At 75.3% G+C, this 10,532-nt stretch carries 12 protein-coding genes; 8 read left to right on the plus strand and 4 right to left on the minus strand.

Going from position 1 to position 10,532, the window contains the following annotated elements; all coding sequences use genetic code 11:
- Positions 1 to 615, plus strand: a 615-nt coding sequence (locus AA75_RS31870; protein WP_149038496.1) for a CdaR family transcriptional regulator, incomplete at its 5' end; no start/stop codon positions are given.
- Positions 616 to 640: 25 nt separating this feature from the next.
- On the opposite strand, the gene AA75_RS31875 is transcribed toward AA75_RS31870, so the two are convergent.
- Together AA75_RS31875 and AA75_RS31880 are read right to left on the minus strand one after the other, a co-directional pair.
- A complete protein-coding gene (locus tag AA75_RS31875) occupies positions 641 to 1,153 on the minus strand; it encodes a protein phosphatase (protein WP_033823813.1) in 513 nt (170 codons plus the stop codon).
- A gap of 134 nt (positions 1,154 to 1,287) precedes the next feature.
- Positions 1,288 to 1,752 carry a MarR family winged helix-turn-helix transcriptional regulator gene (locus AA75_RS31880; protein ID WP_033823814.1) on the minus strand — a complete coding sequence of 155 codons (465 nt, stop codon included), beginning with the start codon at positions 1,750 to 1,752 and terminating at the stop codon, positions 1,288 to 1,290.
- 120 nt (positions 1,753 to 1,872) lie between these two features.
- Here AA75_RS31880 and AA75_RS31885 point away from each other — a divergent pair, with 120 nt between their 5' ends.
- Together AA75_RS31885 and AA75_RS31890 are read left to right on the plus strand one after the other, a co-directional pair.
- Positions 1,873 to 2,658, plus strand: a complete 786-nt coding sequence (locus tag AA75_RS31885) for a dioxygenase (RefSeq protein WP_033823815.1) — start codon at positions 1,873 to 1,875, stop codon at positions 2,656 to 2,658.
- A 113-nt stretch (positions 2,659 to 2,771) separates the two neighbouring features.
- Positions 2,772 to 4,304: an AMP-binding protein gene (locus tag AA75_RS31890; protein WP_033823816.1), complete on the plus strand. Its 1,533-nt coding sequence runs from the start codon at positions 2,772 to 2,774 to the stop codon at positions 4,302 to 4,304.
- Between the two features lie 14 nt (positions 4,305 to 4,318).
- On the opposite strand, the gene AA75_RS31895 is transcribed toward AA75_RS31890, so the two are convergent.
- Positions 4,319 to 5,053 carry a LuxR C-terminal-related transcriptional regulator gene (locus tag AA75_RS31895; RefSeq protein ID WP_149038497.1) on the minus strand — a complete coding sequence of 245 codons (735 nt, stop codon included), beginning with the start codon at positions 5,051 to 5,053 and terminating at the stop codon, positions 4,319 to 4,321.
- A 72-nt stretch (positions 5,054 to 5,125) separates the two neighbouring features.
- Between AA75_RS31895 and AA75_RS31900 the strand changes: the two genes are divergently transcribed.
- The 4 genes from AA75_RS31900 (at position 5,126) to AA75_RS31915 (ending at position 8,684) form a co-directional block, all read left to right on the plus strand.
- Positions 5,126 to 5,908: a TIGR03084 family metal-binding protein gene (locus AA75_RS31900; RefSeq protein ID WP_033823817.1), complete on the plus strand. Its 783-nt coding sequence runs from the start codon at positions 5,126 to 5,128 to the stop codon at positions 5,906 to 5,908.
- 116 nt (positions 5,909 to 6,024) lie between these two features.
- Entirely contained in the window at positions 6,025 to 7,290 is a 1,266-nt protein-coding gene (locus tag AA75_RS31905; protein WP_051813865.1) for a 2-isopropylmalate synthase, read from the plus strand.
- Entirely contained in the window at positions 7,277 to 7,987 is a 711-nt protein-coding gene (locus tag AA75_RS31910) for a hypothetical protein (protein ID WP_051813866.1), read from the plus strand. The genes AA75_RS31905 and AA75_RS31910 overlap by 14 nt, the downstream gene beginning before the upstream one ends.
- Before the next feature lie 4 nt (positions 7,988 to 7,991).
- Positions 7,992 to 8,684 carry an aspartate/glutamate racemase family protein gene (locus tag AA75_RS31915; protein WP_033823818.1) on the plus strand — a complete coding sequence of 231 codons (693 nt, stop codon included), beginning with the start codon at positions 7,992 to 7,994 and terminating at the stop codon, positions 8,682 to 8,684.
- Here the strand turns inward: AA75_RS31915 and AA75_RS31920 are convergent.
- Entirely contained in the window at positions 8,674 to 9,588 is a 915-nt protein-coding gene (locus AA75_RS31920) for a LysR family transcriptional regulator (RefSeq protein WP_033823819.1), read from the minus strand. The genes AA75_RS31915 and AA75_RS31920 overlap by 11 nt on opposite strands.
- A 105-nt stretch (positions 9,589 to 9,693) precedes the next feature.
- Between AA75_RS31920 and AA75_RS31925 the strand changes: the two genes are divergently transcribed.
- Entirely contained in the window at positions 9,694 to 10,479 is a 786-nt protein-coding gene (locus AA75_RS31925; RefSeq protein ID WP_082526985.1) for an SDR family NAD(P)-dependent oxidoreductase, read from the plus strand.
- The last annotated feature ends 53 nt before the right edge of the window (positions 10,480 to 10,532 follow it).

The raw sequence follows: 10,532 nt of genomic DNA on the forward strand, positions 1-10,532 counted from the left end.
GCGGCGCCGTACGGGCCGGGCGACCCGGAGGGCGCGGCCGGGCAGGTCCCGGTGGGCCAGGGCGGTCCGGCCGGGGCGCACGGGACGGTCGGCGCGGTCGGCCTGGTGGCCGCGCCCGCGGCCCGGGTGACCGCCGCGCTGCGCGAGGCCTGGCCGGCCATGCAGGCCAGACTGACGGCCCGGCAGCTGCTGCGGGCGGGCGTGGGGCCGTGCGTTCCGCCGGAGGCCGGCGCGCTGCGCGGGGCGCTGGTGCAGGCCGGGTACGCGCTGGACTCGCGGGTCGGCGGCGCGGTCGGCAGCAGTGGCGAACTCGGCTCGCTGGCGGCCCTGTTGCGGGGCATCCCGGCGGAGGTCACCGCCGCGTTCCACACCCGGCTGCTGGCCCCGCTGGCCGAGCACGACCGGCAGAACGGCGTGTCGCTGCTGGGCACCCTGGGCACCTTCCTCGACCACGACGGTTCCTGGTCGCGGACCGCCGAGGCGCTGCACATCCACGTCAACACGGTGCACTACCGGATCCGCCGGATCGAGGAGCTGACCGGGCGCAGCCTGGCGCGGCTGGAGGACCGGATGGACCTGCGGGCCGCGCTGCTGTGCGCGCCGCCGGCCCGCTGAACCGCCCGGGGGTGGGGGCGGGGGTTCAGACCGGCTCCTCCAGGCCGGTGAGCAGGGCGGCGATGTCCAGGCCGACCTCCAGGTACTGCACGAACACCTCGTTGTTCAGGGCCCAGGGCGAGCGGCCGCGCCGGACCAGGCCGACCGCCTCGGGGATGCCGTGGCCGAGCAGGCGCAGGGTCTCGGCGGCCACCAGGCCCGAGCGGTTGTAGCCGGAGTGGCAGCGCACCAGGGTGGTGCGGCCGCCCCGGACGGCGTCGGCGGCGAGCGCCGCCAGCTCGCGCACCCGGGCCAGCTCGCGCGAGCCGAGCGGTGCGTCGGGCATCTCGCCGAGGTGGTGCTCGACCCCGGGGGCGGGCCCGTGGCCGGGCCGGGCGAACAGGCTGAGCACCAGGTCGAACTCGTCCTCGACCACGACCGGCCGCATCTCACCCGCCGGGTCGAACCAGTAGTGGCCGCCGATCCACAGGCCGGGCCGGATCTCGCTCCACGGCGCCCTGGGCGGTTGGATGTCGCGGTCTCGCTGCCGGGTCCTCATGGTCCGCCCTCTCGCCGCGGGTCGCCCGTCCTGACGGGCCGTCCGCCGGGGTCAACGCCGCGGTGACCACCCTGGTTCCCGGCGGGGCGCGCCGCAAGGCCCGTACGGTGCCGGGGAGATGCGGGCGGGCCGGGTCAGCGGTCGGTGGAGCGCAGCCGGTCGGTGACGGTGCCGAGGCTGTCGGCGAGGGCGGTCAGCTGGTCGGGGGTGAGGACGTCGATCAGCGCCTCGCGGACCGCGGCGACGTGGCCGGGGGCGGCCGCCCGCAGCGTCTCCCAGCCGGCGTCGGTGATCTCCGCGAAGACACCGCGGACGTCGCTGGCGCAGGACCGGCGGCCGACCAGCCCGGCCTTCTCCAGCTGGGTGACCTGGTAGGTCAGGCCGCTCTTGGAGGTGACCAGGCGGTCGGCGAGGTCGGTCATCCGCAGGGAGCCGCCGGGGGCGGCGGAGAGCTGGACCAGGATCTCGTACTGGGTGTGCGAGAGTCCGGCGTCCTCCTTGAGCTGGCGTTCGAGGTGGCGGGCGACCAGGTTGGTGGCCGCGACGAACCCGCGCCAGGCGGCCATCTCGCGCTCGTTCAGCCATCGGGGTTCGTCCATGACTGCATCGTACTCTGTTGTTCAAATTCGAACTCGGGTGTACCTTCGGAACCATAAGGTTCAAATTTGAACCATCGGACTCGGAACCACCGCCCGCCGCCCCGCCGGAGGAGAACCCCGATGAGCACCGCCACCCCCGGGCGCATGCCCGCGCTCTACCTCTCGCACGGCGCGCCGCCGCTCGCCGACGACCCCCTGTGGCCCGGCCAGCTGGCCGCCTGGTCGGCCGCCCTCCCCCGGCCGACGGCCGTACTGATGGTCTCCGCCCACTGGGAGGAGGCCCCGCTCGCGCTCGGCGCCACCACGGCCACCCCGCTGGTGTACGACTTCTGGGGCTTCCCCGAGCGGTACTACCGGGTGACCTACGCCGCCCCCGGCGCCCCCGCGCTCGCCGACAGCGTCCGCAAGCTGCTGCGCACCGCCGGCACCCCCGTGCACGACATCCCCGACCGGGGCCTGGACCACGGCGCGTACGTGCCGCTGGTGGAGATGTTCCCGGCGGCGGACGTCCCGGTGCTGCAGATCTCGCTGCCGACCCTCGACCCGCGCCGGCTGATGGAGATCGGCCGCCGGCTAGCCCCGCTGCGCGACGAGGGCGTACTGATCGTCGGCAGCGGCTTCTTCACCCACAACCTGCGGGCGCTCAGCACGGACGGCCGGGTCTCCTCGGTGATGGCGGAGTTCGACGACTGGGGCCGCCGCGCCCTCGACGCGCAGGACCTCGACGCGCTGCTCGACTTCGAGCACAAGGCCCCCGCCGGGCGCCTCGCCCACCCGCGCACCGAACACTTCGCCCCGCTCTTCGTCACCCTCGGCGCCGCCGAGGCCGACCTCGGCAGCCAGCGCAGCGTGATCGACGGCTTCTGGATGGGCCTTGCGAAGCGCTCGGTCCAACTCGGCGGCTGAGCGGCCCGTACGGACCACCCGGGCCGGGCGCAGCGGCCGGGCGAGTGGTCCCTTCGGGTCATACCCCCGATCGGGGGTGTCCGCGGCCCGGACCGGACGGGCAGAGTGACGGCATGCAGACTCCACTCTCCGTGCTGGACTTCCTCCACCGCGCCGAGCAGGTCTACGGCGACCGGGTCGGGATCGTCGACGAACCCGACCAGCCGGCCGCCTCCTGGGGCGAGGTCACCTACCGTCGGACGGCCGAACTGGCCCGCGCCCAGGCCGCCGGGCTGGACCGGCTCGGGGTGGGCCCGGGCGAGCGGGTCGCGATCGTGTCGCACAACTCGGCCCGCCTGATGACCTCGCTGTTCGGGGTGAGCGGCCACGGCCGGGTACTGGTACCGGTCAACTTCCGGCTGAAGGCGGAGGAGGTCGCGTACATCGTCGAGCAGAGCGGCGCCTCCGTGCTGCTGGTCGACCCGGAGCTGGACGAGGCGCTGGCCGGGATCGCGGTCCGGCACCGCTTCGTGCTGGGCGCGGAGAGCGACGCCCAGCTGTACGACTTCGACCGGGAACCGGTCCCGTACGAGGTCGCCGAGTCGGACACCGCGACGATCAACTACACCAGCGGGACGACCGCACGCCCCAAGGGCGTCCAGCTGACGCACCGCAACCTCTGGCTCAACGCCGTCCTGATGGGCCTGCACTTCGGCGCCAGCGACCGCGACGTCTACCTGCACACCCTGCCGATGTTCCACGCCAACGGCTGGGGACTGCCGTTCGCGCTGACCGGGCTCGGCGCCCGGCACGTGGTGCTGCGCAAGGTGGACGGCGCGGAGATCCTGCGACGGGTCGAGCGGCACGGGGTGACCTTCCTGTCCGGGGCGCCCGCGGTGGCCGCGATGGTGCTGGACGCGGCGGCGGAGTGGGACGGGCCGGTCCCCGGCCGGGACCGGGTGCGGATGATCGTGGCCGGCGCTCCCCCGCCCACCTCGATGGTGCAGCGCATCGAGAGCGAGCTGGGCTGGGAGTTCATGCAGATCTACGGGCTCACCGAGACCTCCCCGCTGGTGACGGCCAACCGCACCCGGGCCGAGTGGGACGCCCTGCCGCCCGCCGAACGGGCCGAGCGGCTGGTCCGGGCGGGCGCGCCCGCGCTCGGCAGCCAGGTGCGGGTGGACGGCCAGGGCGAGGTGCTGGTGCGCTCCAACGTCGTGCTGGAGGGCTACTGGCAGCAGCCGGACGCCACCCGCGAGGCGATCCGCGACGGCTGGTTCCACACCGGTGACGGCGGCACCCTGACCGACGGCTACCTGTCCATCTCGGACCGCAAGAAGGACGTCATCATCTCCGGCGGGGAGAACGTCTCCTCGATCGAGGTGGAGGACTGCCTCTACGGCCACCCGGCGGTCGCCGAGGCCGCGGTGATCGGGGTGCCCGACGAGAAGTGGGGCGAGACGGTCAAGGCCCTGGTGGTGCTCCGCGAAGGCTGCACCGCGGACGAGGCCGAACTGATCGCGCACTGCAAGCAGCGGCTGGCCGGCTACAAGGCGCCCACCTCGGTGGAGATCCGGGACTCGCTCGCCCGGACGGCCACCGGCAAGCTGCAGAAGTTCCGGCTGCGGGAGCCGTACTGGCAGGGGCGCGACCGCCAGGTCAACTGAGGCCGGGCCGGCGGTCAGCCGGCCAGGCCGACGTCGCGGGCGGCGAGGGCGAGTTCGACCCGGTTGCGGACGCCGAGCTTGTGCATGGCGCTCTTCAGGTAGCCGGTGACGGTGTTGCTGGTCAGGCCGAGGTGGCCGGCGATCTCCGGGTTGGTCCGGCCGGTCGCCGCCCACCGGATCACCTCCAGCTCGCGCGGCGTCAGCCGGACCGGCAGCGCCGCCGGATCCGGGGCCTCGCACCAGGCGGCGGCCCCGGCCAGCGCCCGGGTGGCGGCCGCCGCCAGCCGGGCGACCGCACCGATCCGCACGTCGCCGAGCGGGACCACCGCCCGCAGCGAGGCGTACACCACGCCGTGGACGGCCCGGCCGTGCACCAGCGGCACGGTGAGCATGGTGTACAGGTCCTCGGCGCAGACGGCGGCGTCGTACTGGTGCGAGATGGTGGTGGCGGCCCGGTAGTCGGGCACCCAGGTGGGTGTCAGCTCGGCCAGCGCCCGGCCGCCGAGCCCGGTGCCGACCGGCACGTCCAGGCCGTGCAGCAGCTCGGCCCTGGTCCCGGACCAGTGCCGCAGGACCATCCGGCCCGGCCGCTCGGGCCGGTCCGGGACGCCGACCAGGCCGACGTCGGCACCGCACTCGTCGACCACCCGCCGGGCCAGATCACCGAGCACGGCCTGCCGGACCAGTTCGGCGGCCCGGGCGTCGACCTCGCACGCCCGGGTAGGAATGGACTCCATCGCCGCGGTCACCCGGCGATTGTCACACGGGTCACGGGAGTTGGGGAGTCCCGCGGACCATCCACCCACCGAGGAGCACACGACATGACACAGCTGGACGCCCTGCTGGCCGACCTGCGGGCGGAGAGCGCCGAACTCGACGCACTGGTCGCCGGACTCGACGCGGACGGGCTGGCCACCCCGACCCCGGCCGTCGGCTGGACCATCGCGCACCAGCTGTCCCACCTCGCCTGGACGGACCGCTGGTCGCTGCTGGCGGCCACCGACCCGGAGGAGTTCGGGTCGGCCGTGCAGCGGGAGTTCACGGCCGGCTACGACGCCGTCGACCAGGGCGCCGCCGAAGGCGTCGGCGAGGACCCGGCGAAGCTGCTCGGCCGCTGGCGGGACGGCCGCGACCGGCTGGCCGCGGCCCTGGCGGCCGTGCCCGCCGACGTCAAGCTGCCGTGGTTCGGGCCGCCGATGAAGGCGCCGTCGATGGCCACCGCCCGGCTGATGGAGACCTGGGCGCACGGTCAGGACGTCGCGGACGCGCTCGGCGTCGTCCGGGAGCCGGGCGATCGGCTGCGCCACGTCGCCCACCTCGGGGTGCGCACCATGGGGTTCGCGCTCTCGCTGCACGGCCTGCCCGCGGACCGGCCGGTCCGGGTCGAGCTGGTCGCGCCCTCCGGCGAACCGTGGACCTGGGGGCCGCCGGACGCGGCGGACCGGATCAGCGGCCCGGCGCTGGACTTCTGCCTGCTGGTCACCCAGCGGCGCCACCCGGACGACCTGGCGCTCGTCGCCGCCGGCCCGACGGCCCGCGCCTGGCTGCCGGTCGCCCAGACCTTCGCCGGACCGCCCGGCGCGGGACGCGCACCGCAGGCCTGACGGACCGCCGGCGCCCACCCGCCGGTTCGCCGGTCCCGCCCCGGCTGCTCTACGCTCCGTCTCCGACTGATCACTCGGTGGCGCCCGCGGGCCCCGCCCTGCGGAAGGTGGCACGGATGTCGGGGATCGACGTGGTGCGGGAGTCGGCCCGGGCCGGCCGGGTGGTGCTGTTCGAGGAGTCGCCGCGCGACGGCGCGCAGGCCAAGACCCTGATGAGCGCGGAGTTCCGGGTGCGCCTGGCCCGCGCGCAGGGGGCGGTGTTCGGTGCGGACGGGCCCCGGCACGTGGTGTTCGCGGCCGGTTTCCCCTCGGTGTGCGCGCAGGAGTACGAGGCCACCCGGCGGGTCGCGCTGGAGGCCGAGGGGTCGGTGAGCCCGGCGGCGGTCTGCCGGGGCACCGAGCAGGACGTCCGGCTGGCGCTGTCCGCCGTTCAGGGCGCGGCGCACGCCCGGGTGATGGTGATCGTGGCCGCCTCGGAGGCGACCGCCCGGGCGCTGGTGCACCGCGGTGCGCGGGAGGCCCTGGCCGACGGGCTCGACCTGGTCAAGTCGGCCGTGGACCGGGCCGACGGGGTGGCCGTGGACGTCTGCCTGGTCGACGCGCCGCGGGCGGACCCCGGCCTGGTCGCCGAGTACGCGGGGTCGATGACCGCCGCGGGCGCCGGGACGGTGGTGCTGGCCGACACCGTCGGGGACCTGCTGCCCGGCCAGGCCCGCGCACTGTTCGCCCGGGTCGCGGCCGGGGCCGGCCCGGACCCGGTGCTGGTCTCCCACCTGCACAACGACCTCGGCCTCGGTCTCGCCAACACCCTGGCCGCGCTGGAGAGCGGGGTACGGGTCGCGGCCTGCTCCTGGCTCGGGATGGCCGAGCGCAGCGGGATGGTGGCGACCGAACAGCTGCTCTTCCTGCTCGCCCACGACCCCGCCAAGGCCGAAGCGGTCCTCGGCGCCGGCTGCCGGCCCTGGTGGAGCGAGCCCGACCTGACCCGGCTGCCGGGCATCGCGCGGATGGTCTCGGCCGAGACCGGTGTCCCCCTCACGGTCACCACCCCGATCGTGGGCACCGGCGTGGGCACCATCTCCACCGGCACGCCGTTCACCCACCCCGCGACCTTCCAGCCGTACGACCCGGAGCACCTGCTCGGCGTACGGCCGACCGTGGTCCTCACCCAGCTCGCCAGCGGCCGGGTGGTCCGTGCGGTGGCCGAACGACTCGGGCACCGGCTCGACCGGGAGGCGACGGCGGCCGCCCTGGCCTGGGTCAAGGACCGCGCCTACCGGGACAACCGGGCCGTCGTCCCGGATGCCGACTTCGCCGCCTACCTGGACGGCCTGACCGCCGCCCGCCGCCCGACCGGAGCCACCCCCGATGCCCGATCCTGACCTGCCCGGCGCCGCCGCCGCCCGCCGCGCCCTGGATGGCGGCCGCGCCGCCGTGCTGCCCAACCCCAGCCCGCTGACCTACGTCGTCGCGGCCACCACCCCGTACGCCGTGAACACCGCCAAGGGCCGGCCGGCCGGGCAGGAGGTCGCCGCCTGGGTGCACGCCGAGGCCGCCTGGGAAGGCCTCGCGCCGGCCCTGGACCTGACCCCCGCGGCGGTCGGGTCGGCCACCGTGCTGCTGCGCCGCCACCTGGTGACCCTGCTCGTCCCGCTGCGGGCGGGCGCCGCGGCGCCGGACTGGATCGCGCCGGCCGTCCGCGACGGCCACGCCCTGCTGTTCGGCGCCCGCTGGGCACCACTGGCCGGGCTGCTCGCGGACCACCCGCGGCTGTACGTCAGCAGCGCCAACCGCACCGGTCTGCCCCCGGCCGCGACCGCCGCGGCGGCCGCGGCGATGTTCGGGGGGCACGCCCCGGTGCTCGACGGCGACGCACTGCGCGACCCCGGCCGCCCGCACGCCGCCACCACCATGCTGCGGATCGCCGCGGACGGGCGGCTGGAGCTCGTCCGGCGGGGCGCGCAGGACGCGGCGCACGGCCCCGACCCGGCCGCCTACCTGCGCCGGCTGGGCGACCCGGCGGCCGCCGGGAGCCCCGGGACCGGCCGCGGGCGGCCCCGGCCGGGTGTGCCAGAGTGAGGCGATGAGGACGATCGGGCTGCTCGGCGGCATGAGCTGGGAATCCACGGCGGAGTACTACCGCCTGCTGAACGTGCTGACGCGGGAGCGCCTGGGCGGCCTGCACTCGGCCAAGTGCGTGCTGTACTCGGTCGACTTCGCGGAGATCGAACGGCTGCAGGTGGCCGGGCGGTGGGCGGAGGCGGGCGAGGTGCTCGCCGCGGCCGCCAGGTCGCTGGAGGCGGCCGGCGCCGACCTGCTGCTGATCTGCACCAACACCATGCACAAGGTGGCCGACCAGGTCGCGGCCGCGGTCGATGTCCCCCTGCTGCACCTCGCGGACACCACCGCCGAGGCGGTGCTGGCGGCCGGGCTGCGGAAGGTCGGGCTGCTGGGCACGGCGTTCACCATGGAGCAGGACTTCTACCGGGACCGGCTGGCCGGCCTCGGCCTCGAGGTGCTGGTCCCGGACGCGGCCGGGCGGGCCGAGGTGCACCGGGTGATCTACGAGGAGCTGTGCCGGGGTGTCGTCCGGGAGGAGTCCAGGGCCGCGTACCAACGGGTGATCGCGGACCTGGTCGCGGCCGGGGCGGAGGGCATCGTGCTGGGCTGCACCGAGATCGAGCTGCTGATCGGCCCCGAGCACAGCCCCGTCCCGGTGTTCGCCACCACCAGCCTGCACGCGCGGGCCGCCGTGGAGCGGGCGCTCAAGGACTGACCGCGACGGGCTTGCCCAGCCGCTCGGTGAGCTCCTCCACCAGGGCCTGGACCAGGGCTGGCCGGGCGCCGGGCCGGGTGGCGCAGTACCAGGTGCGGGACATCGCCTCCGCCCCGATCCGGACCAGGGCCAGGCCGTGCGAGGCGACGTACGGCGCGGCGACCCAGCCGGGCAGGACGCTCGCGCCCTGGCCGCCCGCCACCATCTCGATCACCAGGTCGGTGATCACCGGCACGGTGGTGATCCGGCCCGGCCGGGCGCCGTGCGGGATCGGGAGCGGGGTGGCGGGGATCCGGCTCTGGTCGTAGAGGTCGTAGAGCACCAGGTGGGCGTCGTCGAAGTCGCGCGCGGTGAGGTACGGCAGGGCCGCCCAGGGGTGGGCGGCGGGGACCACGGCGACCATCTCGTCCTCGAACAGCCGGAGCAGGTCGACCCGGTCCATCTGCGGGTCCGGCTTGGTGATCAGCGCGACGTCCAGCCGGTCCTCCAGCAGGGCGGTGATCAGGGCGTCGCCGGGGAGCGACTCGATCCGCACCTCGCTGTCCGGGCAGCGCTCCCGGAAGCCGCGGATCACCGGGGGCAGCCACTGGAAGGTGGTGCTGCACTGGACGGCGAGCCGCACCCGGCGGCTGCGGCCGTCCCGCATCTCCCGCAGGTCCCGGGTGGCCGCGTCGAGCTCGGCGAAGACCTGACGGGCGGCCAGCAGCATCCGCCGGCCGGCCGCGTTGGGCACCAGGCGGCGCCCCTGGCGGTCGAAGAGCTGGACACCCAGCCGGTCCTCCATCCTGGTCAGCCGCTGGCTGAGGGCGGGCTGACTGACGTAGAGGACCTCGGCGGCGGCGGTGAGCGAGCCGGCGTCGGCCACCGTGTCGAGCAGTTCCAGGTCGCGCAGATCGACATCCATAACGCCAGATTATCTGATGCTCCAAAACATGTCGTGGAGTTATGTTCGGCGCGAACCTACGGTTTGAGACATCACACCGCGCACCGAATCGACGGAGGTTCCACCATGTCCACAGCCGTATCCACCACCACCGCCACCACCGCCACCACCACCGGGGCCGGGGCCGTCACCGCCGTCGTCACCGGCTCGTCCAGCGGCATCGGCCTCGACGTCGCCCGCGGCTTCCTGGCCCAGGGCGCCAACGTGGTGCTCAACGGCCGCGACCCCGAGCGGCTCGCCAAGGCCGCGGCCCTGCTCGGGCAGCCGGACCGGGTCGCCGAGGTGGTGGGCGGCATCGGCTCCGCGGCGACCGGCGAGGCCTTGGTCCGCGCCGCCGTGGAGCGCTTCGGCCGGGTCGACGTCCTGGTCAACAACGCCGGCACGTTCGCCGCCAAGCCCTTCACCGAGGTCACCGAGGATGAGCTGGACGGCTTCCTGACCGGCAATCTCAAGGGCACCTACCTGACCACCCAGGCCGTGGTGCGGCAGCTGCGCCGTCAGGGCGGCGGCGGCAGCGTGGTGAACATCGGCACCGTCCTGGTGGAGCACGCGGTCGGCGGCTTCCCCGCCTCCGCGCCGCTGGTCAGCAAGGGCGGCGTGCACGCCCTGACGGTCAGTCTCGCCGCCGAGCTGGCGGCCGACCGGATCCGGGTCAACCTGGTGGCCCCGGGGATCATCCGGACCCCGCTGCACGAGGGCTCCGAGGTGGACGCCTACGGCGGCCTGGCCCTGCTCGACCGGGTCGGCGAGGTCTCCGAGATCACCGACGCGGTGCTGTACCTGGCGGGCGCGGCCTTCACCACCGGCCACGTGCTGCGGGTCGACGGCGGCTACGTCACCGGGCGGGCCTGAGGGGCCGCGCTCGCGCCCGGCGCGGGCCGGGGCCGGCGCGCCGCCCCGGCCCG

This window comes from Kitasatospora sp. MBT63, from assembly GCF_000710465.2.
Taxonomy (GTDB): domain Bacteria; phylum Actinomycetota; class Actinomycetes; order Streptomycetales; family Streptomycetaceae; genus Kitasatospora.